Here is a 25,587-nt window from a genome sequence, read left to right on the forward strand (position 1 = left end):
AGGGTGCGGGCTTTCCGCATGTCGATCGGCAACGTGCCCCAGGCAGGATTCGAACCTGCGACACCAGCTTTAGGAGAGCTGTGCTCTATCCCCTGAGCTACTGGGGCGGGGATGCGTCCAGCCGTGGCTGATCACGCGTCGACAGTGTACCGGCTGCGCCGATCCGCCGAGGCGGGTGATACGCCGCCGGGCCGTGGACGGGGGTCCGGAGGCGGCGCACGGCGCTCCGGGCCCGCATGTCAAGGGTGAGCGATCGGTCGCGGACAGTGACAAGGGCCAGGCTGGAATAGCAGGGCGGGTGCCTCGGTTGAGGTGGTTGAATGGTCAACCAAATGGGACGGGTGAGAAGGATGCAGTTCGGGATCTTCACGGTCGGCGACGTGACGACCGACCCCACCAACGGGCGCACGCCGAGCGAGCACGAGCGGATCAAGGCGATGGTCGCCATCGCGCAGAAGGCGGAAGAGGTGGGCCTCGACGTCTTCGCGACCGGCGAGCACCACAATCCGCCTTTCGTACCGTCGTCTCCTACGACGATGCTCGGTTACATCGCCGCGCGCACCGATCATCTGATCCTGTCCACGTCGACCACGCTCATCACGACGAACGACCCGGTGAAGATCGCCGAGGACTTCGCGATGCTGCAGCATCTGGCGGAGGGCCGCGTCGACGTGATGATGGGCCGCGGCAACACCGGCCCGGTCTACCCCTGGTTCGGCAAGGACATCCGCCAGGGCATCGAGCTGGCCGTGGAGAACTACGCGCTGCTGCACAAGCTGTGGCGCGAGGACGTCGTGGACTGGGCCGGCCGGTTCCGCACCCCGCTGCAGTCCTTCACCTCGACCCCGCGCCCGCTGGACGGCGTGCCGCCGTTCGTCTGGCACGGCTCGATCCGCAGCCCCGAGATCGCCGAGCAGGCCGCCTACTACGGTGACGGCTTCTTCGCGAACAACATCTTCTGGCCCAAGGAGCACTTCAAGCGGCTGATCGACCTGTACCGCGACCGGTTCGCGCACTACGGGCACGGCACGCCGGAGCAGGCGATCGTCGGACTCGGCGGCCAGGCGTTCATACGGAAGAACTCGCAGGACGCGGTGCGCGAGTTCCGGCCCTACTTCGACAACGCGCCCGTCTACGGGCACGGCCCGTCGCTGGAGGAGTTCACCGACCAGACCCCGCTCACCGTGGGCTCCCCCCAGGAGGTCATCGAGAAGACGCTGGCCTTCCGCGAGTCCTTCGGCGACTACCAGCGGCAGCTGTTCCTGATGGACCACGCGGGTCTCCCGCTGAAGACCGTCCTGGAGCAGCTCGACATCCTCGGCGAGGAGGTCGTGCCGGTGCTGCGCGAGGAGTTCGCCAAGGGACGGCCGGCCGAGGTGCCGGACGGACCCACCCACGAGGCGCTGGTGGCCCGGCGCGACGCAGAACTGCAGGAGGCTCAGGCATGACGAAGACGCTGGTCGCGGTCACCGCGGGGCTCAGCCGCCCGTCGTCGACGCGGCTGCTGGCCGACCGGCTGGCCGCCGCCGCCCGGCAGCACACGGGCGAGCTGACCACCGAGGTGCGGGTGATCGAGCTGCGCGAGCTGGCGAACGAGATCGCGCAGAACATGGTCACCGGCTTCCCCGGGCCGCGGCTGCGCGACGCCGTCGAGGCGGTCACCGCCGCCGACGGGCTGATCGCGGTCACCCCGGTGTTCACCGGCTCCTACAGCGGCCTGTTCAAGTCGTTCTTCGACATTGTCGACAAAGATGCACTGGCGGGTACTCCGGTGCTGATCGCCGCGACCGGCGGCACCGCCCGGCACTCCCTGGTGCTGGAGCACGCCATGCGCCCGCTGTTCGCCTACCTGCGGGCCGTGGTGGTGCCGACCGCCGTCTACGCCGCGTCCGAGGACTGGGGGACGGGCGGCGACGACGCCCTCGCCGGCCGCATCGACCGTGCCGCGCGGGAACTGGCGGCGCTGGTCGAGGCGCGTCCGGAGCACGCGGACGCCGAGGAAGCGGTGGTGCCGTTCGCCCAGCAGCTGGCGGCGCTGGCCGCGCAGGAGTGACGTCGCGCGCGGGGCGACCTGTAGGTGCCGGCCACCCGGACGAGTGACGAGCGGGCTGCTGCGGCGGCCCGCTCGCTCGTGCGGGTGAGGTGCGCGGCGCCGGCTACGCCGCTGTCACCTCTTCGGGTGGCGGTCGCCCGCGGTCGTCGAGGAACTCGATGATCGCCATGCCCACCACGGCCACCAGCGCGATCCAGAAGATGACCAGCCCGGTCGGGTACGACCACACCAGCAGCACGATGACGGCCACCGCCACGACCGCCCACTGCAGCGCGTACCGGTAGCGGTGCACCCAGCGCCCGACCGGACCCAGCGACGTGATCCCCAGCCCTTGGCGCACGGCCGCGATCCCCGACTCCCACACGTCGCGGACCCGCCGCGCCCACCGCCCCGGCCCGCTCAGCCAGGCGCCGACGGCCACGACCACGCCCAGGACGATCACCATCCGAACGGTCAGCCGCAGAAATCGGATCAGCTGGTCGTAGACCGCGCCGGCCGCTGGCTCGTTGGTGTTCGCCGGCAGATGGTTCAGGTAGATGACGCGGAACACCGACAGCCCGATGCCGAGGACCGCGACCCCGGCGGCCACGGCCAGCGCCGCGGTCACCAGGGCCCTCCGCCGCCGCGCAGCCAGCAGCACGCCGGCGGCCGCCAGCACCACGGTGATCAGCGGCAGCCAGTTCCCGGCCAGCTCCAGGATCCGGAACCCGGTCTTGACCTTCTTCACATCGTCGGACTTCACCAGGACGAAGTCGGTGTTCACCGCCGGGATGTGCGCCGCGACGCCCAGCCCTCGCTGGACCAGCTGCTGCTTGACCTGATCGACCACCGGGGCCAGGTTCAGCACCACCTCGTCGCCGCGCACCTGCAGGGCGGTGTTGCTGTTGCCGGTCAGAGCCCCTGTGAACGCGGCGTGCGCCTGGCGGTTCAGCTGCGTCCACAGCCGGGCGAAGGTGTCGGACGCCACGAAGGTGGCCACCGTCTGGTGCACGAAGTCCTTGATGCCGCTGGTGATCGGGCCGCGCAGCGTCCCCAGCGCGGCCTCCAGCCGCGGGCGGTCCGACGGCGTGACGTTGGACAGCAGCGCGTGCAGGTCGACCTTCGTCATGATCGCGTCGGTCACCCGATCGGTGACCGCCGCCTGGACGTCGGGCTGCTTGGCCAGCGGCGCGACCGTCGCGACGTAGCGGTCGGTGTTCGCCATCTCGTCGGCCACCCACACCGCCACCGCGCTCAGCGGCGCGAGCACCGCGGCCACGATGATCAGGACCGCGGACAGGAACGAGCGCCAGCGATGCCGGGGGGTGACCCGCTTGCGCAGGGCGGCCAGTTCCGCCCGCTCGTCATCGTCCAGCGGGCCGCGGCCCTCCGGACCGTCATCCGGGGGCACGTCGGCAGGGGTGGCCATACGCGTACTCCCCTCATGCGGTTCTCCGGTCCTGTGTTCATCAGAAAACGGCCCCGGGGCGCGGATCGCGCGCGGTGCTACTGCGTATGGGCGCCTGCACGGGATGTGGGCACGCCGGTCGGCCTACACCTGCCGGTGATGATGTGCTCATCGGGTCACGCCAACCGGGTGACGGCGAGTTAGCCGTACGGAATGGTTGGTTACTCATCGTTGTGTCCGAGCCGTACCTCAGCGGTGCGGCCGAACACTCCGTGACCGTCATCGCCACCTGGGACGGTCGTCCGATGACGGTCGCGGGTGATCTCCCGCGGCCCGGGCAGACGGCCGGTGCGGGAGACCGCGGAACGGAGGAGCTGCCGCCGCGGCCGGTTTCGGGGACCGGTCGCCGGCAGCTCCTCGGCCTGTCCGCCGCGCCCCGCCCGCAGCTTGCCGCCCGCCCTGCCGAGGGCCCGCGGCCAGGCCCCGCAGCCGGACTTCCCCCACATGGCGGAGGTGCTGACCTGCGCCTAGCGTGGGACTGCGGGGGGGCGAAGTCGTGCCGAGGGAGACGCATGCCATGGTCCGCAGCACGCAGGACAGCTCCGCAACCGGCCACCTGGGACGCGATACCCGGAAGGCCGGGGTAAAGAGCGATACGGGCCCCCCGGACCACCGGTGGTGGGTGCTTGTCGTCGTCGGCACCGCGCAGCTCATGGTGGTGCTCGACGCGACGATCGTGAACATCGCGCTGCCGTCGGCGCAGAAGGCGCTCGGCTTCTCCGACGGCAACCGCCAGTGGATCATCACCGCGTACGCGCTGGCGTTCGGCTCGCTGCTGCTCTTCGGCGGGCGGCTCGCCGACCTCCTCGGCCGCAAGACGACGTTCCTGGTCGGCCTGGTCGGCTTCGCCCTCGCCTCCGCCGTCGGCGGTGCGGCTCCCAGCTTCGAAGTGCTGGTCACCGCCCGCGCGGCCCAGGGCGCCTTCGGCGCGGTCCTCGCGCCCGCAGCCCTGTCCCTGCTGACCACGACCTTCACCGACACCAGGGAGCGGGCGAAGGCGTTCGGCATCTACGGCGCGATCGCCGGCGCCGGAGCCGCGGTCGGCCTGCTGCTCGGCGGCATCCTCACCGAGTACCTGGACTGGCGCTGGTGCCTGTACGTCAACCTGCTCTTCGCCGCCGCCGCGTTCGTCGGCGGATGGCGGCTGCTGCGCGCCGGCGCGCCACCGGACCGTCCGACCCTGGACGTGCCCGGCACCCTGATGGTCACGTCCGGCCTGTTCTGCATCGTCTACGGCTTCTCCAACGTGCAGCGCCACTCCTGGACCACGCCCAGCACATGGGGATTCCTGCTGGCCGGCGTCGTCCTGCTACTGGCCTTCGTGCTGTGGCAAGGGCGCACCAGGCATCCGCTGCTACCCCTGCGGGTGGTGGGCGACCGGGACCGCGCGGCGTCGTTCCTGGCGATGTTCCTGTCCGGCGCGGGCATGTTCGGCGTCTTCCTGTTCCTGACGTACTACATGCAGCGGACCCTGTTCTACTCGCCGATCAAGACGGGGCTGGCGTTCCTGCCCATGGTCGCCGTGCTGGTCGCCGCGTCCATGACCGTGCAGAACTCGCTGCTGCCCAGAGTCGGCGCCAAACCCATCGTGCCGACCGGCATGCTCTTCGCGGGCGGTGCCATGGCGTGGCTGACCTCGCTCAATGCCAACAGCACCTACTTCGCGCACATCATGCCGCCCCTGCTGCTGCTCGGCCTCGGTCTCGGCATGGTCTTCGCCACCTCGATGAACCTCGCCACCGCGAGGGTGCGGCCCAGCGACTCGGGTGTCGCCTCGGCGATGGTCAACACCAGCCAGCAGGTCGGCGGCTCGGTCGGCACCTCGCTGCTCAACTCCCTCGCCACGACGGCCGCCGCCAGCTACCTGGTCGGCAGGCAGCCGACACCGGCCGTGGCCGCCCAGGCGCAGCTGCACAGCTACACCGTCGCCTACTGGTGGTCGGCGGCGTTCTTCGCAGCCGGCTCCGTCATCACGTTCCTGCTGTTCCGGCGGGGCAAGCCGAGGATCCAGGCGAGCCCCGAGGACAGCGAGGAACGGACACCGGCCGCCATGTGAGCCGCCGTCCCGCTTCCCGGTCGGCGCCGGGGAGCGGGCGGTGTGTTGCCGGCCCATCCGCATGCCGGAACACGCCGATGCAACATGCCCCATACAGCTATCGTTCCGGCATGACAGCCAACGGGACGGACGCCGCCTCCGGCGGCAGCACGCCGGCACCGGCAGCCGTGGCCGCGCTCGAGGGCGCGAGCGTGCGGCGCTACACCACCGGCCAGGTCATCCTCGACGACATCACCTGGACCGTGAGGTCCGGCGAGCACTGGGCGCTACTCGGGGCCAACGGCGCGGGCAAGACGACGGTCCTGCGGCTGATCGGCGCGCTGATGCACCCCACCACCGGAACCGTCGAGGTGCTGGGCCACCGCCTGGGCCAGGTCGACATGCGCGAACTGCGCGCCCGCATCGGGCTGGTGTCCTCCGCGCAGAAGGTCCCGCAGGACGCGACCGCGCATACTGTCGTACTGACCGGTCATACCGGCACTGTGCAGCCGCTCTGGCGAAAATACGACTCCGAGGTGCGCGACCGCGCCCACGCGCTCCTCGCCGAGCTGGAGATCAAGGACCTCGCCGACCGCGCCTTCGGCGTCTGCTCCGGCGGCCAGCGCGCCCGCATCCTGGTGGCGCGGGCACTGATGGCCGATCCGTCGCTGCTGCTGCTCGACGAGCCGTTCAACGCCCTCGACCTGCCGTCGCGTGAAGATCTGATCGACGCCATGCACGGGCTCGCAGTCACCCGTACGGGTCTGGCGACGATCACCGTCACCCATCACCTGGAGGAGCTGTCACCTGCCATCGGGCATGTGCTGCTGCTGAAGGAGGGCCGGGTGCTGACCGCGGGGCCCGCGGAGCAGGCGCTGACGGGGGAGTGGATGTCGGCGTGCTTCGGGCGGCCGATCGAGGTGAGCCGGCACGAGGGGCGGTGGCTGGCCCGATCCGGGCGCCACTGAGTACGGCCCCTGGGGAATCGGTCAGCGCAGCCAGGGCACGTCATTGCCCTCGGGCCCGTGCAGGCCGTCGGCGATGATCCGCGAGATCTCGGTGAGCTGGGCGGTCTGCTCGCTGGTGAGCCGGTCGAAGATCGCGGCACGCACGGCCGAGACATGGCCGGGCGCGGTGCGCACCACTTCCTCGTAGCCCTCGTCGGTCAGGACCACGATCTGACCGCGGCGGTCGGACGGGCAGCTCTCGCGGCGCAGCCAGCCGTTGCCCTCCAGGCGGGTGACCGCGTGGGACAGCCGCGACCGGGTGATCTTCGTCTGCTGCGCCAGCTCGGTCATCCTCATCCGGCGCCCGGGCGTCTCGGAAAGTGTGCTGAGCAGTGCGTAGTACATGTGCGGCATGCCGGCGTCCCGCTGCAGCTGCCGGTCGAGGTGGTCTTCGAGAAGCGTGGTGGCCTGCAGAAACGCTCGCCATGCCGCCTGCTCGTCTTCTGTCAGCCATCTCATGGTGTTCATGATAGAGCCACTTCTTGAAGCTTCAATAAAATACCACCGGCGGTCACTCTGCCGTGTGATGCAGGTCACCTTATGAGCGGGAAATATCCGGGGACCCGCTCCCCGTTTAGTCATACGACCGCGCGAAACGGGGATTCGTTTTCCGTTTCACGTGACGTGGCTCTCACCCGGGAGCCGCGCCGAGACAACCGACCAGCGGAAGGGAGCCCGCCGTGATGACCGACATGGACACCGCAGCCAAGCCACGCACGGCGCGGCTTCGCGCCGATGCCTCCCGCAACCGCGAGCGGATCGTCGCCGCGGCGACCGAGGCGCTCGTGGAGTTCGGACCGGACGTCCCGCTCGACGAGGTGGCCCGGCGGGCCGGCGTCGGCAACGCCACCCTCTACCGCCACTTCAGCGACCGCTGCGAACTCATCCGCCAGGTCACGCTGTCGGTGATGGCACGCACCGCCCAGCGGGCGGAGGACGCCCTCGCCGAGGAACCCGACGCCTTCGCCGCCCTCTACCGCTTCGTCTTCGAGGCGGCGGAGGAACGTATCGGCGCCCTGTGCCCCATGCTCTCAGAGGCCTTCGACCACGCGGACCCCGAGGTCGCAGGCCAGGTGCAGCGCATGGAAAGCGCGATCAACGCCATCGTCGACCGCGCCCAGCGCGCCGGCCAGTTGCGTCCCGACATCGCCGTCGGCGACCTGATGGTCGCACTCACCCAGCTGACCCGGCCGCTGCCGGGCACCGGCTGCGTGAGCTTCGACCGATTCGTCCACCGGCACCTGCAACTCTTCCTCGACGGGCTCCGCGCGCCGGCGCGGTCGGTGCTCGTGGGGACCGCCGCGACTCTGGAGGATCTGCAAGCCAGCCGTTAACCGTTCGCACGTCACGCCCGTCGGGTTGTAGCGTTGACGACTTCGTCAACGGCGCACTCCGTCGGCGTCACCGGATCAGGTCACCCGCTACAGGGCCGATCCGACAAGAGGCCGATCACGACCCGAGAAGCCACCGACGTCAGAGAAGACCGCTCGTCCTCCCGGACGCCGGCAGCGGATCCAGGTTCCGATCCCCCGCCGGACGAACTCGCTGACACACGTCCCCACGTCCTGTCACTCCGCATCCCTTTAGTGAGACCAGTTATGCCTGAAACGCTCAAGCCCGATCCAAAGCGGTGGACCGCGCTGATCTTCATCGCGATCGCCCAGTTGATGGTCGTCCTCGACGCGACCGTCGTGAACATCGCACTGCCGTCCGCCCAGGCCGACCTGGGTATCTCCGACGGCAACCGCCAGTGGGTCGTCACGGCCTACACCCTCGCCTTCGGTGGCCTGCTGCTCTTCGGCGGTCGCGTGGCCGACCTGTGGGGACGCAAGAACACCTTCATCGTCGGCCTGTTCGGCTTCGCCGCGGCCTCCGCCATCGGCGGCGCCGCGGTGAACACCTCGATGCTGCTCGGTGCCCGCGCCCTGCAGGGTGTCTTCGGCGCGCTCCTGGCGCCCGCCGCCCTGTCGCTGCTCGCGGTGATGTTCACCGACGCGAAGGAGCGCGCCAAGGCGTTCGGCATCTACGGCGCCATCGCCGGTGCCGGTGCGGCCGTCGGCCTGATCCTCGGCGGTGTCCTGACCGAGTACCTGAACTGGCGCTGGGCGCTCTTTGTCAACATCGCCTTCGCCGCCGCCGCCATCATCGGCGCCGGCCTGTTCATCAACGAGCCCGCACAGGGCCGCAACCGCAACCGCCTCGACGTCCCCGGCGTGATCCTCGCCAGCGCCGGCCTGGTCTCCCTGGTGTACGGCTTCAGCCGTGCCGAGTCCGACGGCTGGGGTGCCGGCCTGACGGTCGGCCTGTTCGTCGCCGCCGGCGTCCTGCTCGTCGCGTTCGTGCTGGTCGAGAGCCGTGTCAAGGCCCCGCTGCTGCCGCTGCGCGTCGTGACCGAACGCAACCGCGGTGGTATCTACCTGTCGCTGGGTCTGGCCGTCATCGGCATGTTCGGCCTGTTCCTGTTCCTGACGTACTACCTGCAGACCGTCATGGGCTACTCGGCGCTGAAGTCCGGGTTCGCCTTCCTGCCGATGGTGGCGGGCATGATCGTCGGCTCCACGCAGATCGGCACGCGTCTGATGCTGCGGGTCCGCCCGCGCTACCTGATGGCGCCCGGCTTCCTGGTCGCCGCGGTCGGTATGGGCATCCTGGCGCAGATCAAGGTCGACTCCAGCTACGCCGCGATCCTGCTGCCCGGCCTGGTCCTGATGGGCCTCGGTATGGGTACGGCGTTCATGCCGGCGATGAGCCTCGCCACCCACGGGGTGCGGCCGGAGGACGCGGGTGTCGCGTCCGCCATGGTCAACACCTCGCAGCAGGTGGGCGGTTCGATCGGTACCGCGCTGCTGAACACCCTGGCGGCCAGCGCCACCACCTCGTGGATCACCGGCCACCTGAAGAGCCCGGGCGACCTCAAGAACAAGGTGTTCGTCAACGAGGCCGCCGTGCACGGCTACTCCGTCGCCATCTACTGGGCGATGGGCATCCTGCTCGTGTCGGCCGTCCTGGCCTTCACCCTCATCAACGCCTCGGTGCAGAACAACCCCGAGCGCGCCGAGGGCGACGAGTCGATCGAGGACGTCGCGGTGCCGGTCATCGCGCACTGACACGCACGGGTGACAGGACCGGACCGGTCCTGACGTGGTGGCGCCGCGGGAGCGCGCCACCACGTGGGTACGAGAAGACGGCAGGTCCCCGCCGCTCCGGTTCAGCCGGAGGGGCGGGGACCTGCCGTTCGTCGTGGCGCGGCCGTCCCGGGGCGGACGGCCCGCGTGCCGGCGCCTGCCGCTACAGGCCCTGCGGCCAGTTGTAGGAGGTGGGCACCTGCACCTTGGTGGCGGGCGAACCGTAGACGACCGCGATCTCGTCGTGCGCCGCGAGCTTCAGCGCCGCCGGGTCACCGGACTGCTCCTTGCCGTTGACGTAGACGTGCAGCTCCTTGCCGCCGCCCGTCTTCAGCGGGCCGAGGCTGTCCTTGGTGATCGGCACGTTCCACTCGGTCATGAACTCGCCGAGGGTGAAGTCGGCCTTCACCGGCGACTCGATGTGCACCACACCGGAGGTGTCGTGCGTGTGCAGCGGGCTGATCTGCTGCTTGTTCAGGTCGATGCCGATGTCTGCGGGGACGGTCACCTGCTTGCCGTCCACGTAGACGTCGAGGTGGCTGTGGATGTGCAGGACCTGCCCCTCCTGCCCGAGCATCGGCAGACCAGCGGCCTTCACCTGTGCCGAAGCGTCGGCGGGCGCGGGCCACGCGACCGAGGAAGCGGCCGGCTTGCTGTCGGACGCGGGGGAGGTCGCGGAGTCGCTCGCCTTCTTGTCGTTCGAGCCGCACGCGGCCAGGGTCACGGCTCCGGCCAGGACGGCCACGCCGATCGCGATGCGTCGCTTCTGCATGAGGGGGGTGTCTTCCTGTTCAGCCGAGCTGGACGGAGCGCTTGGCGAGGCCCATCCAGAAACCGTCGATGATGCTGCGCTGGCTGCCGAGATCCGACTCGGCAGCGCCGAGCGTAACGAACAGCGGGGCGAAGTGCTCGGTCCGCGGATGCGCCAGGTGGCCTGCGGGCGAGGCGTGCTCGAAGTCCAGCAGCGCGTCGATGTCCTGGGCGTCCAGGGCGCGGTGCCCCCAGTCGTCGAACTCCGCGGACCAGCTGGGCACACCGCCGGAGTGCCGAAGCGCGGCCAGGTTGTGGGTGAAGAAGCCGCTCCCCATGATGAGCACACCTTCGTCGCGCAAGGGGGCCAGCCGGCGCCCTATACGGAACAGCTCCTCGGGCTCGAGCGTCGGCATCGACACCTGCAGCACCGGGATGTCCGCCTCCGGGTACATCTCCACCAGGGGGACATAGGCGCCGTGGTCGAGGCCGCGGTCGGGTACGTCCTGCACGGCGTGGCCGGCGCCGCCCAGCAGCTTGCGCACGGACTGCGCCAGCTCAGGAGCCCCGGGTGCCGCGTAGGTCACCTGGTAGTAGTGCTCGGGGAAGCCCCAGAAGTCGTAGACCAGGGGCACGGTCGTGGTCGCGCCGATGGCCAGCGGTGCCTCTTCCCAGTGCGCCGAGACCATCAGCACCGCCTTGGGGCGGGGCAGGCCGGCCGCCCAGGCGGCCAGCTCGCCGGGCCATACGGGGTCGTCGGCGAGCGGCGGGGCGCCGTGCGAGAGGTAGAGAGCCGGCATCCGCTCCGGTGTCGCTGTGGTCATCGCGGGAGCCTCCTTGAAGTTTCAAGCGTAGTGCGACGATAACGCAGATTTGCTTGAACCTTCAAGAAGTGCTGGAGGTCCGCCCCAGCGCGGGGCTCAAGTCAGCCGCTTCTCGAACCACGCGACGTCGTGATAGGCGCCGAACTTCCGCCCCACCTCGCCGTACACGCCGATCTGCTCGAACCCGAAGCGGCGGTGCAGGCGGATCGACGCCTCGTTGGGAAGAGCGATCCCCGCGTACGCGCGGTGCACGTCCTCACTCGCGAGCGCCTCGAAAAGCTGCTTGTAGAGCAGGGTGCCGATACCGCGGCCGCCCGCGTCGGGTGCCAGGTAGATGGTCGTCTCCACCGACGTCGCGTAGGCGGCCTTCGGGCGGAAGGGGCTGCTCGTCGCGTATCCCAGGATCTTTTCCGGTGAACCGGCCTCCCGGGCAACCAGAAGGCGATGGGGGCCGTCTTCCGGGTGGGAGAGCAGCCACGGCCGGCGCTCGTCGGGCGTGAGGGGAGTGACGTCGAACGTGATCGCCGTCTCACGGACGTAGTGGTTGTAGAGCTCCGTCAGGGCGGCCAGATCCCCCTCTTCACCCGGACTGACCTGCACTTCTATACGATCCGACACCATTCGACCTCTCTGTGTGGCGGCACAGGGTACTGCATGATCATAAAAAACAGGTGACGACTTGGGAATTGTGTCCGGTTTCCAGTCGTTATCTCGATCGGATGGGGCAGCCGGAAGGCAAGAGGGACTGCACACCGCAGGAGCTCGAACAGCGTCCCATACCGACACAGACCGCACGCACCTTCGTAAGGGAGCTCGCATGGCAACCCGTGCCGTCGCCCGTCGTAACGCAGGCGGGACCAGCAGCGTTCGCGCCGCAGGCGGAGAGGTCGCGGACCGTGACCTCGTCGGCATGTACCTGGACGAGATCGCGCGCACACCGCTGCTCGATGCCGCCAGGGAGGTCGAGCTGTCCCGGGACATCGAAGCGGGCGTGTACGCGGAGCGCATCCTGGCCGCCGAGAACGACCTGCCCGCCGACGCGGGCGCCGACGCCGACCGCGGGGAACTCGAAGCCCTCGTGGCGGCCGGTGAGCGCGCCAAGGACGTCTTCATCAGGTCCAACCTCCGTCTCGTCGTCGCCGTCGCCCGGCGCTACCCGCGCAGCGGGCTGCCGCTCCTGGACCTGATCCAGGAGGGCAACGCCGGCCTGGTGCGCGCCGTCGAGAAGTTCGACTACGCCAAGGGCTTCAAGTTCTCCACCTATGCGACATGGTGGATCCGCCAGGCCATCACCCGGTCCATCGCCGACCAGTCGCGCACCATCCGGCTGCCCGTGCACCTCGTCGAGGAGCTCGGCCGCATCCGGCGCGTCCAGCGCGAGTTCAACCGGGAGAACGGCCGCGACGCCGAGCCCGCGGAGATCGCCGCCGAGCTCAGCTCCACCCCGGAGCGCGTCGCCGACGTCCTGGACTGGGCACGCGACCCCGTGTCGCTGAACATGTCCGTCGACGCCGAGGGCGAAACCGAGTTCGGCGACCTCGTCGAGGACGGCGCGGCACCCTCCCCGGAGGACTCCGTGCTCGTCATGCTGCGGCGCGAGGAGCTCGACGGGCTCATCGACCGCCTCGACGACCGCACCGCGTCCATCATCCGCGCCCGCTACGGGATCGTGGACGGCCGCGAGCGGACCCTCACCGAGGTGGGCAAGGAACACGGCCTGACCCGCGAACGCATCCGCCAGATCGAGAAGCACGCCCTCGCCGACCTCAAGCGCATGGCGCGCGCCACCGGCCTGGACTACGAAGCCGCCTGACCCGGCGGCCCGCCCAGGCCCCACAGACCCGAACCCCGGTGCATCCCCCCCGCGCCGGGGTTCGGCCTGTCCGGACACCTCCCCCGGGGCGCCAGGTGAGACGCTGCATCACATGAACGACGACCCCCAGCCCGGCGGTGCGGCGGGACCGCCCGGCCGCCACCCCCACGAACCGCACCACGACGGCATGGGCACCCGGCTGAACTGGCTGCGCGCCGCCGTGCTGGGAGCCAACGACGGCGTGGTCTCCACCGCCGGCCTGGTCGTCGGCGTCGCCGGGGCCACCGAGTCGCGGTCCGCTCTGCTGACCGCGGGACTCGCGGGCCTGCTCGCCGGATCGCTGTCGATGGCGGCCGGCGAGTACGTGTCGGTGAGCACCCAGCGGGACTCCGAGGAAGCCGCCCTCGCCCTGGAGCGCGAGGAGCTCGCCACCACCCCGCAGGCCGAACTCGACGAACTCACCGGCCTGCTCCAGGACCGCGGCATCAGCCACCACCTCGCCCGCGAGGTCGCCGAGCAACTGACCGAACGCGACGCGCTGGGCGCCCACGCCCGCGTGGAACTCGGCATCGACCCCGAGGAACTCGCCAACCCCTGGCATGCCGCTTGGGCCAGCTTCGTCTCCTTCACCGTCGGCGCGCTCCTGCCGCTGCTCGCGATCGTGCTGCCGCCGAACCACTGGCGGCTGCCGGTGACCGTCGTGTCCGTCCTCATCGCCCTGGTCGGCTGCGGCTGGATCAGCGCGCGCCTGGGCGGCGCCTCGGCCCGCCCCGCCGTCCTCCGCAACACCGCCGGCGGCGCCATCGCCATGGCCGTCACCTACGCGGTGGGGGTGCTCCTCGGAGCTGCCGGGGTCTGACGCACAGCGGCGGCCGCCGCTGCGAAACCGATTCCCCGCGCATGACGGTCAAACGACCTCACGCGCCTGCAAGGACACCCCGACCGCCACGGCCGCCGCACACACCAGCCCGGTCCACAGCACGGCGTGAGTTCCCGTCCACGTACAGGCGAGGACACACAACGCCGCCACCGGAAGAGTGAGTTGCTGGGCAACGCCGTGCTTGCTGTGCCGCGAGTGGAGAAGCCACACGGTGAACAGGAAGACCGCGGTCGGGATGGTCACCGACCATGCGGCCGCCCGCGTCGAGATGTCCGCGGAACCGACGGCCTGCTCCACCGCGATCTCCAGACCCGCGCCGATCGCCGCGGCCGAACTGAACACCGCGTAGTGGCCGTAGCCCCACAGGAACGCCTCGCGATTGGACACCAGGTAGTCGTGGATGGGCACGGCGAAGTAGATCCACCAGGCCGAGAAGACGATGAGCAGACCACCGGCCGCGATCGGCAGCAGCGCACCCAAGGCGTTGTGCTCGTCGACGGCCGACTGCACCGCGACCGTGGCGGCGGAGACGGACTCGCCCAGGACGATGATCGTGAACCCCCCGTACCGCTCCGCGATGTGATGCGGATGCCATGACGTGGGCGCGGTGCGCTCCGCCAACGGAGGCACGGCGAGTTCGGCGACCACCAGCACCAGGAACGCCCACACAGGTGGCGCTCCGTGCGGCAGCAGCAACGCCATCCAGCCCACCTGGCAGAGCGTCACCCCGATCGCATAGCGCACCGCGGTCGCCCGGGCACCGGCCGCGTCCTCACCCTGGGCGTCGTGCGCCGCTCGCAGCCACTGCGTCACCAGGGCCAGGCGCATCACCGCGTACCCGATCGCCACGAGCTGGAAGTCGCTTGCGTCGAATGCGCGCGGGACTCCGGCCGCCAGAATCAGCACGCCCACGATCTGCACCAGCGTGGTCACCCGGTAGAGCACGTCGTCCGTGTCATAGGCGGAGGCGAACCACGAGAAGTTCATCCAGGCCCACCAGATGGCGAAGAACACCATCAGATAGCCCGACACCCCGTGCCCTGCGTCGCCCTCGGCGATGGCGTGCACGAGGCGCCGTCCCGCCTGCGCCACAGCAACGACAAAACACAGATCGAAGAACAACTCCAGCGGCGTCGACGCGCGATGCTCCTCGTCGCGGCTGCGGGCGGTCATCCTCCTCAGGGCATCACCGGTACGAGCGCCGGGCCTGGGAGAACTGGGCGTGGAATGGCTCATGCAGGACACCTTGGGCCAGCAGGCGCCCTGCACGCACCTCAACGCGCATGTTAGTTCGACCTGTCGGGCTCCGGACCTGCCAGTTCGCCGCTGCGAAGGAAGTCGTTCAACTGCCTCACGTAAGGCCCGATGGCGATGCCCTGCGACGCCAACCAGGCGTCGGAGTAGTACTTCTCGACGTAGCGCTCACCCGGGTCGCACAGCAGCCCCACCACGCTGCCGTGCTCGCCGCGTTCACGCATCTCCGAGATGATCCGGAAGGCCGCCCACAGACCGGTCCCGGTGGACGCCCCCGCCCGGCGCCCCAGGAGGCGCTCCAGGACGCGGACGGCGGCGATCGACGCCGCGTCCGGCACCCGCATCATCCGGTCGATCGCTCCGGGGACGAAGCTCGGCTCCACCCGCTGCCGGCCGATCCCCTCGATCCGCGAAGCCGTACCGGTCGTCGCCGAGGGATCGCCGTCCCGCCAGCCCGGGAAGAACGCCGAGTTCTCCGGGTCGGCCACGCAGATCCCCGTGGTCGCCTGCGCGTAGCGGACGTAGCGGGCCAACGTCGCCGAAGTTCCGCCCGTCCCGGCCGTCGCCACGATCCACGTCGGGACGGGATGCCGCTCCTCCGCCATCTGCCGGAAGATCGACTCGGCGATGTTGTTGTTGCCCCGCCAGTCCGTCGCCCGCTCCGCGTACGTGAACTGGTCCATGTAGTGCCCGCCGGTCTCCAGGGCGAGCCGGGCCGCTGTCTCGTACACCTCGGACGCGTCGTCCACCAGGTGACAGCTGGCCCCCTGGAACTCGATCAGCTCCACCTTGGCCCGTACCGTCCCACGTGCCATCACGGCCACAAAGGGGACACCGATCAGCCGGGCGAAGTACGCCTCCGAAACGGCCGTAGACCCGCTGGACGCCTCGATCACCGGGCGGCCGGGGCGGATCCAGCCGTTGCACAGGGCGTAGAGGAACAGTGAGCGGGCGAGCCGGTGCTTCAGGGAGCCCGTCGGATGCGTCGACTCGTCCTTCAGATAGAGGTCGACGCCCCAGTCCGCCGGGAGCGGAACTGACAGCAAATGGGTATCGGCGGACCGGTTGGCGTCGGCATGGACCTTCGCCACAGCCTCGCTCAACCAGCGGCGGTACTCGAGGTCGCTTCGGTCGATGTCCAGTACCTCCGCGACCGCGGGTGCCGGTACCGGGGGCTGCGTCGGCTCCTTCGGGGATTCCATGAGGCCAGGTATATCCGCCTGGCTGCCTCAAACGGACACTTGGGGTATCTCCGTACACCTCCTTGGGGAGGCCAGACGGACGATGATCCGCCGCCCCGCCGTACCCTGGGGGCATGACCACCGCCGACGAACCCGAGGGCACGACCGACGCCGCACCCGCGGACGCCTCGGAAGGCGCGAAGGCGGACTCCACGCAGTCGTCCGTTGCGGCGACCGGCTCGGGGCAGAGCGGTTCGGCGCTGGTGTTCGACGATCCGTTGAACCGCCCGTCCTCCGACGACACCGACCGGGGCTGGGGCGAATCGTTCTCCGACTCCGCGGACGACGACTTCAGGCGGTTCCTCAACGAGAAGCCGCCCCACCACCTCTGAACGCGCTCGGCGGCCTTCTCCAGACGCTTCCAGGCGCTTGCTGCCAGTTGCGCGAGTTCGTTCAGCACAGTGCCACCGCCAGAGGTGACGCAGCCGCTGCGCCCGAGAGCGCTGCCGCAGTGCCGCGAGGCACGCTGACCACTACCAGCGCGCCGCCCACTCCGGTCCCGACGCCGTCGTGAGCTGCGGACAGGGCCGAAGCCTCGTCCGCGTCGGCCGGCACCTCGACCACGGTCGCCCCGGCCGCCACCACGCGGGCAGCGGCCAGGACGTCCACCCGGTCGCCGGGGCGCAGAAGATGAGCCGCGGCCGCGTCCGCGATGCGGATCGGTGCCCGCACGAGTACTTCGTGGCGCGGTCGCGGCGGGGTGGGGGCCGTCGGCCGCTGCGGGACGGCGGTCACCGGACGGGGAGCGGCACCATTGGCGGCGGAGACCAGCAGCGCAGCGGCGGCCAAGGCCAGACCCATGGCGATCGGCCGTCGTCGCCGTCGCACGGCCCGTCGTAGCAGGCGTCTGCCGCCTCGTCCGCCTGCGCGGATGGGTGGGAAGTCAGGGATCTCCCACCGCGGTGGCGTGTAAGGCGTGGGCGCCGTGTGCGTGGCGACGCGTTCAAGGTCAGCCGGTGGCTCGGGCCGCGATGATCGGCTGGGGAACGGCGTGGGCGAGTGAACGGACGTAGGCATGGCAAGCACCGCCTGGCGAGATGAGGGGCCGGCCGTGACCCGGCCGACGCACTCACCATCGCGCACTTCGCGGACATCGCTCCGAGGCCCTGTGGACAACTCGGCGGTTGTGGATAACTCCGTCACTCACAGGAGTGAGCAGCCGCGGCGGACTCCCCGGCAGACCCGCCAGCCAGACGCCGTCGTTCCCCGAAGGCGCCCGCGAAGATCGGTCCGCCCGCTTACGGCAGAGCGATCCCGGGGTCCTGCCCGCCGAGCGAGTTCACGCAGAGGCAGTCGCGCTCGCCGGAGGCGGGCAGCGCGCCGACCACGTCGAACAGCACGTCGCGCATCCTGCCGACGTTGGCGGCGAAGACCTCCAGGACCTCCTCGTGGGAGACGCCTTCGCCCGTGTCGGCACCTGCGTCCAGGTCGGTCACCAGGGTGAGCGAGGTGTAGCATAGCCCCAGCTCTCGGGCCAGCACGGCCTCGGGGTGCCCGGTCATCCCGACGACCGACCAGCCCTGCGCCGCGTGCCACAGCGATTCCGCCCGGGTGGAGAAGCGCGGTCCCTCCACCACGACGAGCGTGCCGCCGTCGACCGCCTCCCAACCGGTCGTCCGCGCCGTGTCCACAGCCGCCTTGCGCCCGACCGGGCAGTACGGGTCGGCGAAGGTCACGTGCACGACGTTGGGCACCTGGCCGTCGGAGCGCACCTCGCCGTCGAAGTAGGACTGCGTCCGAGACTTCGTACGGTCGACGAGCTGGTCGGGGACCAGCAGGGTTCCGGGGCCGTACTGGGCCCGCAGGCCGCCGACGGCACACGGTCCGAGTACCTGGCGGGCGCCGACGGACGCAAGGGCCCAGAGGTTGGCCCGGTAGTTGATCTTGTGCGGCGGCAGGGTGTGCTTGCGGCCGTGGCGCGGCAGGAACGCCACCTTGCGGCCGCTCACCTCGCCGAGGAACAGCGAGTCGCTCGGCGGCCCATAGGGAGTGTCGACTGTGACTTCCGTCACGTCGTCCAGGAACGAGTAGAAGCCGGATCCGCCGATGACACCGATCTCGGCCTGTGTCTGCCCACCGCTGCTGTTCTGCGCCATGAGCGTCACCCTAGTCGGGCGCCCTACAGCACGACGAACCCCCGCCGTGCCACACGACGGGGGTTCGTGATGTCTTCGGTCGCCCCTGTGAAGGGCGAGGGCGTCTCAGGCCGCCGAGGTGCTGCTCGAGGACGAGCTGGACGACGACGAGCTCGACGACGTGGAGGACGGCGACTTCGAGCCGCTGCCGGAATCCGAGCTCTTGCTCTCGGAGCCGCCGCTGTTCTTGGCGGCCGGGCTGCTGCTCGACGACGAGCCGCGGCTGTCGGTCCGGTAGAAACCGGAACCCTTGAAGACCACGCCCACTGCCGAGAAGACCTTGCGCAGGCGTCCGCCGCAGTTGGGGCACTCGGTCAGCGCGTCATCGCTGAACTTCTGCACCGCCTCAAGGGCTTCGCCGCACTCGGTGCACTGGTACTGGTACGTCGGCACTTGCTCCTCCTGGCACTCTCATTCGTTGAGTGCTAACGACGCTCAATAGTGCAGTATTTCCCGCCGTCAGTCCACCGTGACGGACGGACGGTGACCGATCACACCTCCGGCCACCACACCGCGGGGCCGCGAAACCAGTCGTCCACGCAGCCCCAGCAGTACCACCAGCGCCATTATGGTGCCGGCCAGCGGTACGACGAAGCCCGCGTGCGATCCGGCGTGATCCGTCAGCAGCCCGGCGATGGTGACCGCGGCGGCCTGCCCCAGGGCCACGGATCCCGTCATCCAGGTGAACGCCTCCGTGCGTGCGGCGGCAGGTACGAGCGATTCGACCAGCGTGTATCCGGTGATGAGAGCCGGCGCGATGCACAGCCCCACCAGCATCCCCAGAGCGCCCAGGAGCGGCGCCGCATGCACGAGCCACAACGGAGTGCAGGCCACGGTCAGGCACGCATAGGCGGCGAGCAGCCGCATGCGCGGCCCGCGGCGCCAGGTGACCGCACCGTAGACGACCCCGGCCAGCATGTTGCCCGCGGCAAAAGTCCCGTACAGCACGCCGTTGATCCCCGGGTTGCCGATCTCCTGGCTGAACGCCGCCACGGACACCTGCATGCCGCCGAAGACCGAGCCGATGCCCAGGAAGGCCACCGCCAAGGCGCGGATCCCCGGCACCGACAGCGCTGACGCCGGCTTCGCACCGGAGCCGGCAGCAGCCGGGTCCACGCGCGGCGCCGACCTGTGCTGAGTGGCGAACAGCGCGCCGCCGACGAGTGTCAGTGTGCCCTCGGCCGCCAGTCCCGCCGCCGGATGCACTCCCGTGCACAGAGCGGTGGCCATTACCGGGCCGATGACGAACGTGAACTCGTCGGTCACCGATTCGAAGGCGGCGGCGGTCGCGAGGAGGGATGAGCGGGGGCCGTCCAGCACCGCTGCCCAGCGGGCGCGCACCATGGGCCCGATCTGCGGGACCGTCGCGCCTGCGGGGGCCGCCGCGGCGAAGAGCGCCCACACGGGCGCGTGCGCCAGCGCCAGGACGATCAGCGACGCCACCGAGGCGGCGTGCAGCGCGATGCCGGGGAGCAGCACGGCCCGCTGCCCGAATCGGTCGGCGAGCCGCCCGGCACGTGGCGCGCAGAGTGCCATCGACACCCCGGTGACGGCCGCGGCCGCGCCGGCGGTCGCATACGAGCCGGTGGTGTGCTCGACGAGCAGCACCATGCCGATGGTCAGCATCGCGAAGGGCTGCCGCGCGGCGAACCCGGGCAGCAGGAAGGACCATGCGCCAGGGGTGGCCAGCAGATGCCGGTAGCCCGGCTTTCGGGTCTCGCCAGTGGTGGGTGCGTATGACGGGGACGAAGAGGTGGGCACCTTGGATGCCACAGCCTGGTCTTTCTGCTGCCTGGTAGCGCGGGTGCCGCCGAGGGCGTGCTGTTCCGCGCCGAGGACCGTCCGCTCAGCGCGGCTGGCCGCGCCGGCCCTGCGTCAAGCAGAGGTTGTACTCGACAAATACCCGACCATCATACGTAAGTCTGTATACGAACTGCGGTGCGTGACCTGGACCACAAGGCTCCGGAGCGGTGTTCACTCGCCGAGCCAACCGGCGAGCTTGCCGCCGCGGCCGACGGCGCGCAGCCGGTTCTCGGCGGCGTCGCGCACCGGATCCGTGGAGACGACGAGCAGCTCGTCGCCTCGTCTCAGCACGGTGGTCGGCAGCGGCACGAAACTCGTTCCGTCGCGCACCACGAGGGTGACCGCCGAGCCGGCGGGGAGGCGCAGTTCGTTGACCTCGACGCCGTGCATGCGCGAACCCTCCGGTATCGCCACCGACAGCAGATGCCCGCGGAGGCGCTCCAGGGGAGCCGACTCGATCCCGAGATCAGAGGCATCCGGGCCGTCCGCCTGCGTGAGCCGAAGCCGCTTCGCGACCCAGGGAAGGGTCGGTCCCTGGATCAGCGTGTAGACGATCACAAGGACGAAGACGATATTGAAGATCTTCCGGCTGTTCGTCACGTCGGCCACCATCGGAATCGTGGCCAGCACGATGGGCACCGCCCCGCGTAGCCCGGCCCACGACATGAGCGCTTCCTCGCGCCATGGGACGCGGAACGGCGCGAGGCTCACGACGACGGATGCCGGCCGTGCGATCAGCGTCAGGAAAAGTCCGATGATGATCGCGGGGACGATGTCGTCACCCAGTTCGTGCGGTGTGACAAGCAGACCGAGCAGGACGAAAAGTCCGATCTGGGCTATCCATCCGAGGCCTTCGGCGAAACCGCGCGTGGCCGGCCGGTGGGGGAGTTTGGCGTTGCCGAGGATGAGCGAGGCCACATAGACGGCGAGGAACCCCGAGCCGTGCCCCATGGCGCCTGCGGCGTAGGCGCCAACGGCGATCGCCATCACGGCGATCGGGTAGAGGCCGGAGGCGGGCAGCGCCACATGCTTCAGCCCGTAGGCGCCGATCCAGCCGACGGCCAGGCCGACCGCGGCGCCGATGGTCAGTTCCAGGGCCATCTCGCCGACCAGTTGGTACCAGTGCTCGACGGGACCCGCCGCCGAGAAGGCCACCACCAGGATCACGACAGGGGCGTCGTTGAACCCCGACTCGGCTTCCAGCACCCCTGTCACCCGCTTGGGCAGCGGGACGTTTCTCAAGACTGAGAACACCGCTGCGGCGTCCGTCGACGAGACGACCGCTCCGATGATCAGCGCCTGCCGCCAGTCCAGGTCCACGAGATAGTGCGCGGCCGCGGCGGTGACGAACACGCTCACCAGGAGGCCGCCCGTGGCCAGGACCGCTGCCGCGGGGACGACGGGTTTGATCTGGTGCCACTTCGTTCCGAGTCCGCCCTCGGCGAGGATCACCACGAGGGCGGCGTAGCCCAGCACCTGGGTGAGCTCGACATCGTCGAAGGTGAAGCCGAAGAGACCGTCCTGCCCGATGACCACACCGATGCCGAGATAGATCAGAAGAGTGGGCAGGCCGCTGCGTGAGGCGACCCGCACGGCGACGACGGCGACGAGGAGTACAGCGGCGCCGATCAGCAGAATCTCGTTGAGGTGGTGGACAGTCAGGGGCCCGGTCCTTTCAACTTCGTTGCCTTACCTAACATTTTACCTGTACTTGACGAAGCCCCGTCCACCGGATGGCTCATCCGCACTCCGTGTCCTGCCCGCAGTGGCCGTACGCCTATGGTTGCCCTTGCACCACGAGCACGAGATCACCGTTCCGCACTGCCCCCGCGAAGGACAGCGATGCCCGCACGGAAGAAGTCCCGCCGCGTACGCCTCATCGTGATCGCGTTCGCACTGCTGCTCGTCGCGGGCATCGGATACGGGTCGTACTGGAGTGTCAGCACCGTCCGCGCGTCCTTCCCGCAGACCACCGGTTCGCTGAAGCTCAAGGGTCTGTCCGCGCCGGTCGACGTCAAGCGCGACGGCAACGGGATCCCGCAGATCTACGCCGACACCCCCCAGGACCTCTTCCGGGCCCAGGGCTACGTGCAGGCGCAGGACCGTTTCTACGAGATGGACGTGCGCCGCCACCTCACCTCGGGCCGGCTGTCGGAGATGTTCGGCAAGGGCCAGGTCGAGACGGACGCCTTCCTGCGCACCCTCAACTGGCACGGCATCGCGCAGCAGGAGTACGACCACCAGCTCGACGCCACGACGAAGTCCTACCTGCAGGCGTACACCGACGGCGTCAACGCCTACCTCGGCGACCACAGCGGTGCCGCCCTGTCCGTGGAATACGCGGCTCTGTCGTTCAGCAACAGCTACAAGCCGGAGCCGTGGACGCCCGTCGACTCGGTGGCGTGGCTCAAGGCGATGGCGTGGGACCTGCGCGGCAACATGCAGGACGAGATAGATCGCTCGCTGATGACCAGCCGCCTGAGTCAGGCGCAGATCAAACAACTATACCCTTCATATCCGTATGACCGGAATCGTCCGATTGTCGACGCGGGTTCGGTGAACAACGTCACGGGCGAGTACGAACCCGCTGGCTCGAAGGGCCCGGTGGCGCTCAACAGCACGGTGACCACCCAGCTGGCGGGCATCTCGAAGATCATCGACCAGATGCCGGCGCTGCTCGGACCCACCGGCAGCGGTATCGGATCCAACTCCTGGGTCGTCTCCGGGCAGTACACCACCACCGGAAAACCGCTCCTGGCCAACGACCCGCACCTTGCGCCGCAGCTGCCCTCGCTCTGGTACCAGATGGGGCTGCACTGCCGCACCGTGAGCTCCGCCTGCCCGTACGACGTGGCCGGCTACACCTTCTCCGGGATGCCCGGTGTGATCATCGGGCACAACCAGAACATCGCCTGGGGCATGACCAACCTCGGCGCCGATGTCACCGACCTCTACCTGGAGAAGGTCACCGCCAACACGTACTTGTACGACGGTCAGCAGGTCCCGTTCATCACCCGCCAGGAGACCATCAAGGTGGCCGGCGGGAAGGATCGTACGATCACCGTTCGTCAGACCCGCGACGGTATGCCGCTGATCTCCGACCGCGACGACGAGCTTCGGACCGTCGGCCAGGTGGCTCCCGTCACCGACCCGCCCGGCGGGGTCAACAGCGGCTACGCGGTCGCCCTGAAGTGGACCGCGCTCACCCCGTCGAAGACCATGGACGCCGTCTTCGAACTGGACCGCGCGACCGACTTCGCCCACTTCCGCAGCGCGGCGGCCGACTTCGCCGTCCCCTCGCAGAACCTGATCTACGCCGACACCAAGAACAACATCGGCTACCAGGCCCCGGGCCAGGTCCCGATCCGTCCCGCCGGCGACGACGGCGCCTGGCCGCAGCCTGGTTGGAACTCGCACTACGCATGGACCGGCAAGTACATCCCGTTCAAGTCGATGCCGTACGAGCTCAACCCTGATCGCGGCTACATCGTCACCGCGAACCAGCCCGTCATCGACCAGAGCAAGTACCCGTACCTTCTGACGAACGACTGGGACTACGGCACGCGCAGCCAGCGGATCAACGACCTCATCGCGTCGAAGATCAAGGACGGCGGAAAGATCTCCATGGACGACATGCAGTCCATGCAGAACGACTCCAGCAGCGACATCGCCAAGCTGATGGTCCCGACGCTGACCAAGATCGCCATTACCAACGACAAGGGTGACTACGTCCGCGAGGCACAACAGCTGCTCGTCGGATGGGACTACAACCAGGATTCCGACTCCGCCGCGGCCGCGTACTTCAACGCCGTGTGGCGCAACGTCCTCAAGCTCGCGTTCGGCAACAAGCTCCCCAAGGAGCTGCGTCCCGAAGGCCAGTGCCTGAGGGTGCCGCCGGCAGGCCAGACCGGCCCGGTCGACAACCTCGACGGCGCGTCGAAGACCGTAGAGGAGTGCGGCGACCGTGATCCCGCCGAGGCGCAGCCCGACGGCGGCGACCGGTGGTTCGAAGTCGTGCGCAACATCTGGAACCAGCCGAACAACCCGTGGTGGACCATGTCGACCACCGCGTTCTTCGGTGTCGACACCGACAAGGCCCACCACAGCACGCGTGACCAGCTGCTCGCGCAGGCCATGAAGGACGCCCGCTACGAGCTGACCGCCAAGCTCGGCAAGGACATCAACACCTGGAGCTGGGGCCGCCTCCACAAGCTCGACCTGAAGAACCAGACGCTCGGCACCAAGGGTCCCGGCGTGATCAAGTGGATGCTCAACCGCGGCCCCTACCAGCTCAGCGGCGGCGAGGCGGCCGTCGACGCCACCGGGTGGAACGCGGCCGGCGGCTACGACGTCGTCTGGGTGCCGTCGATGCGGATGATCGTCAACCTGCAGGACTTCGACAAGTCCCGCTGGATCAACCTCACGGGCGCGTCAGGCCACGCCTACAACGCGCACTACACCGACCAGACCCAGATGTGGGCCAACGGCGAACTCCTGCCCTGGTACTTCTCCGACACCCGCGTCGACCAGGAAGCCAAGGCCAAGATGGCCCTGACTCCATGATCGTCTGAGTGGCCCGTCCGCTGAGCCGATGACCGGATCGACCGTCGCTCCGGTCATCGGCTGAAGTGATGCACGCCCTCCGGTGTGATCACTGCGTCGACCAGGTGGTCGTGGGGCTCGCGGGGAACGGATTCCACGACCTCGTCGGCGTACAGGAGCACGACGAGAGCCGGGCGCTTCCCGGCTGCCTCCAGCCGGGCGAGGACGCGGTCGTACGAGCCGCCGCCGCGTCCCAGCCGCACCCCGGAGCGGTCCACGGCCAGGCCCGGCAGCAGGACGGCCGCGGCCTCGGTGACCGCCTGCGGGCCGAGGCGTTCTCCGGTGGGCTCCAGGAGGCCGCGGGCGGTGCGCTGCAGGGTGTCGGGGCCGAGGTACTCCGCCCAGTCCAGGTCGTTGTCGGGCTGCAGGACAGGCAGCAGTACCCGGGTGCCGGTGATCCGCAGGGTCTCGATCAGCTCATGGGTGCGGGGTTCGGACCCCATGGAGACGTAGGCGGCGACGGTCCCGGCTCTTGCCAGCTGAGGCAGGTCCCGTACCCTCGTCTCCAGCGCTGCCCCGGCCATGCTCCGTTCGTCGGCGGTCAATCCGCGCCTGGCTCTCAGGAGATCCGCCCGCAGCGTTTGCTTTCGGGCCCGAGGATTACCCATACCATCCACA

At 69.5% G+C, this 25,587-nt stretch carries 23 protein-coding genes and 1 tRNA gene; 10 read left to right on the forward strand and 14 right to left on the reverse strand.

The window, feature by feature from the left end; all coding sequences use genetic code 11:
* Positions 1-34: 34 nt before the first annotated feature.
* Positions 35-107, reverse strand: a tRNA-Arg gene (locus tag ACH4TG_RS19530).
* Positions 108-350: 243 nt separating this feature from the next.
* Between ACH4TG_RS19530 and ACH4TG_RS19535 the strand changes: the two genes are divergently transcribed.
* The gene (locus ACH4TG_RS19535; RefSeq protein ID WP_398243599.1) at positions 351-1,448 is read left to right on the forward strand and encodes an LLM class flavin-dependent oxidoreductase; all 1,098 of its coding nucleotides are present in this window, start codon (positions 351-353) and stop codon (positions 1,446-1,448) included.
* A complete protein-coding gene (locus tag ACH4TG_RS19540; protein ID WP_398243600.1) occupies positions 1,445-2,053 on the forward strand; it encodes an FMN reductase in 609 nt (202 codons plus the stop codon). Before ACH4TG_RS19535 ends, ACH4TG_RS19540 begins: the two co-directional genes overlap by 4 nt.
* 103 nt (positions 2,054-2,156) lie before the next feature.
* Here the strand turns inward: ACH4TG_RS19540 and ACH4TG_RS19545 are convergent, their stop codons facing one another.
* Positions 2,157-3,461: a hypothetical protein gene (locus tag ACH4TG_RS19545; RefSeq protein WP_398243601.1), complete on the reverse strand. Its 1,305-nt coding sequence runs from the start codon at positions 3,459-3,461 to the stop codon at positions 2,157-2,159.
* Between the two features lie 556 nt (positions 3,462-4,017).
* On the opposite strand from ACH4TG_RS19545, the gene ACH4TG_RS19550 reads away from it, so the two are divergent.
* Positions 4,018-5,556, forward strand: coding sequence for an MFS transporter (locus tag ACH4TG_RS19550; RefSeq protein ID WP_398243602.1), 1,539 nt, complete (start codon positions 4,018-4,020; stop codon positions 5,554-5,556).
* Positions 5,557-5,666: 110 nt separating this feature from the next.
* On the forward strand, positions 5,667-6,503 hold the full coding sequence (locus tag ACH4TG_RS19555) for an ABC transporter ATP-binding protein (protein ID WP_398243603.1): 837 nt from the start codon (positions 5,667-5,669) through the stop codon (positions 6,501-6,503).
* A 21-nt stretch (positions 6,504-6,524) separates the two neighbouring features.
* Here ACH4TG_RS19555 and ACH4TG_RS19560 read toward each other — a convergent pair whose 3' ends face one another.
* Positions 6,525-7,010, reverse strand: a complete 486-nt coding sequence (locus tag ACH4TG_RS19560) for a MarR family winged helix-turn-helix transcriptional regulator (RefSeq protein WP_398243604.1) — start codon at positions 7,008-7,010, stop codon at positions 6,525-6,527.
* 224 nt (positions 7,011-7,234) lie between these two features.
* Here ACH4TG_RS19560 and ACH4TG_RS19565 point away from each other — a divergent pair, with 224 nt between their 5' ends.
* Positions 7,235-7,876 carry a TetR/AcrR family transcriptional regulator gene (locus tag ACH4TG_RS19565; RefSeq protein ID WP_398243784.1) on the forward strand — a complete coding sequence of 214 codons (642 nt, stop codon included), beginning with the start codon at positions 7,235-7,237 and terminating at the stop codon, positions 7,874-7,876.
* A gap of 264 nt (positions 7,877-8,140) precedes the next feature.
* Positions 8,141-9,649 carry an MFS transporter gene (locus tag ACH4TG_RS19570; protein ID WP_398243605.1) on the forward strand — a complete coding sequence of 503 codons (1,509 nt, stop codon included), beginning with the start codon at positions 8,141-8,143 and terminating at the stop codon, positions 9,647-9,649.
* A 181-nt stretch (positions 9,650-9,830) separates the two neighbouring features.
* Here the strand turns inward: ACH4TG_RS19570 and ACH4TG_RS19575 are convergent, their stop codons facing one another.
* From ACH4TG_RS19575 to ACH4TG_RS19585, 3 genes are all read right to left on the reverse strand, one after another.
* Positions 9,831-10,439, reverse strand: coding sequence for a hypothetical protein (locus tag ACH4TG_RS19575; RefSeq protein WP_398243606.1), 609 nt, complete (start codon positions 10,437-10,439; stop codon positions 9,831-9,833).
* 19 nt (positions 10,440-10,458) lie between these two features.
* Entirely contained in the window at positions 10,459-11,241 is a 783-nt protein-coding gene (locus ACH4TG_RS19580) for a dioxygenase (protein WP_398243607.1), read from the reverse strand.
* Between the two features lie 96 nt (positions 11,242-11,337).
* Positions 11,338-11,862 carry a GNAT family N-acetyltransferase gene (locus tag ACH4TG_RS19585; RefSeq protein WP_398243608.1) on the reverse strand — a complete coding sequence of 175 codons (525 nt, stop codon included), beginning with the start codon at positions 11,860-11,862 and terminating at the stop codon, positions 11,338-11,340.
* Positions 11,863-12,058: 196 nt separating this feature from the next.
* Between ACH4TG_RS19585 and ACH4TG_RS19590 the strand changes: the two genes are divergently transcribed.
* Both ACH4TG_RS19590 and ACH4TG_RS19595 read left to right on the forward strand, forming a co-directional pair.
* On the forward strand, positions 12,059-13,054 hold the full coding sequence (locus ACH4TG_RS19590; RefSeq protein WP_398243609.1) for an RNA polymerase sigma factor RpoD/SigA: 996 nt from the start codon (positions 12,059-12,061) through the stop codon (positions 13,052-13,054).
* A gap of 187 nt (positions 13,055-13,241) precedes the next feature.
* Entirely contained in the window at positions 13,242-13,913 is a 672-nt protein-coding gene (locus tag ACH4TG_RS19595; protein WP_398243785.1) for a VIT family protein, read from the forward strand.
* A gap of 48 nt (positions 13,914-13,961) precedes the next feature.
* Here the strand turns inward: ACH4TG_RS19595 and ACH4TG_RS19600 are convergent, their stop codons facing one another.
* Both ACH4TG_RS19600 and ACH4TG_RS19605 read right to left on the reverse strand, forming a co-directional pair.
* Positions 13,962-15,170, reverse strand: coding sequence for a low temperature requirement protein A (locus ACH4TG_RS19600; protein WP_398243611.1), 1,209 nt, complete (start codon positions 15,168-15,170; stop codon positions 13,962-13,964).
* A 50-nt stretch (positions 15,171-15,220) separates the two neighbouring features.
* On the reverse strand, positions 15,221-16,390 hold the full coding sequence (locus ACH4TG_RS19605; protein ID WP_398243612.1) for a PLP-dependent cysteine synthase family protein: 1,170 nt from the start codon (positions 16,388-16,390) through the stop codon (positions 15,221-15,223).
* Between the two features lie 113 nt (positions 16,391-16,503).
* Between ACH4TG_RS19605 and ACH4TG_RS19610 the strand changes: the two genes are divergently transcribed.
* Positions 16,504-16,761 (forward strand): hypothetical protein, encoded by a 258-nt coding sequence (locus ACH4TG_RS19610; RefSeq protein WP_398243613.1) that lies wholly within the window; start codon positions 16,504-16,506, stop codon positions 16,759-16,761.
* Between the two features lie 61 nt (positions 16,762-16,822).
* Here ACH4TG_RS19610 and ACH4TG_RS19615 read toward each other — a convergent pair whose 3' ends face one another.
* The 5 genes from ACH4TG_RS19615 to ACH4TG_RS19635 form a co-directional block, all read right to left on the reverse strand.
* Positions 16,823-17,230, reverse strand: a complete 408-nt coding sequence (locus ACH4TG_RS19615; RefSeq protein ID WP_398243614.1) for a hypothetical protein — start codon at positions 17,228-17,230, stop codon at positions 16,823-16,825.
* Between the two features lie 437 nt (positions 17,231-17,667).
* On the reverse strand, positions 17,668-18,525 hold the full coding sequence (locus ACH4TG_RS19620) for an S-methyl-5'-thioadenosine phosphorylase (protein ID WP_398243615.1): 858 nt from the start codon (positions 18,523-18,525) through the stop codon (positions 17,668-17,670).
* A gap of 105 nt (positions 18,526-18,630) precedes the next feature.
* Positions 18,631-18,957 (reverse strand): FmdB family zinc ribbon protein, encoded by a 327-nt coding sequence (locus ACH4TG_RS19625; protein ID WP_398243616.1) that lies wholly within the window; start codon positions 18,955-18,957, stop codon positions 18,631-18,633.
* A 66-nt stretch (positions 18,958-19,023) separates the two neighbouring features.
* A complete protein-coding gene (locus ACH4TG_RS19630) occupies positions 19,024-20,325 on the reverse strand; it encodes an MFS transporter (RefSeq protein ID WP_398243786.1) in 1,302 nt (433 codons plus the stop codon).
* A 213-nt stretch (positions 20,326-20,538) separates the two neighbouring features.
* Positions 20,539-22,029 carry a potassium/proton antiporter gene (locus tag ACH4TG_RS19635; RefSeq protein ID WP_398243787.1) on the reverse strand — a complete coding sequence of 497 codons (1,491 nt, stop codon included), beginning with the start codon at positions 22,027-22,029 and terminating at the stop codon, positions 20,539-20,541.
* Positions 22,030-22,209: 180 nt separating this feature from the next.
* On the opposite strand from ACH4TG_RS19635, the gene ACH4TG_RS19640 reads away from it, so the two are divergent.
* The gene (locus tag ACH4TG_RS19640) at positions 22,210-24,930 is read left to right on the forward strand and encodes a penicillin acylase family protein (RefSeq protein ID WP_398243617.1); all 2,721 of its coding nucleotides are present in this window, start codon (positions 22,210-22,212) and stop codon (positions 24,928-24,930) included.
* Positions 24,931-24,983: 53 nt separating this feature from the next.
* Here ACH4TG_RS19640 and ACH4TG_RS19645 read toward each other — a convergent pair whose 3' ends face one another.
* Positions 24,984-25,577 carry a 5-formyltetrahydrofolate cyclo-ligase gene (locus tag ACH4TG_RS19645; protein WP_398243618.1) on the reverse strand — a complete coding sequence of 198 codons (594 nt, stop codon included), beginning with the start codon at positions 25,575-25,577 and terminating at the stop codon, positions 24,984-24,986.
* Between the last annotated feature and the right edge of the window lie 10 nt (positions 25,578-25,587).

The sequence above is a fragment of the Streptomyces sp. NPDC020917 genome, assembly GCF_044333795.1.
Lineage (GTDB): Bacteria > Actinomycetota > Actinomycetes > Streptomycetales > Streptomycetaceae > Actinacidiphila.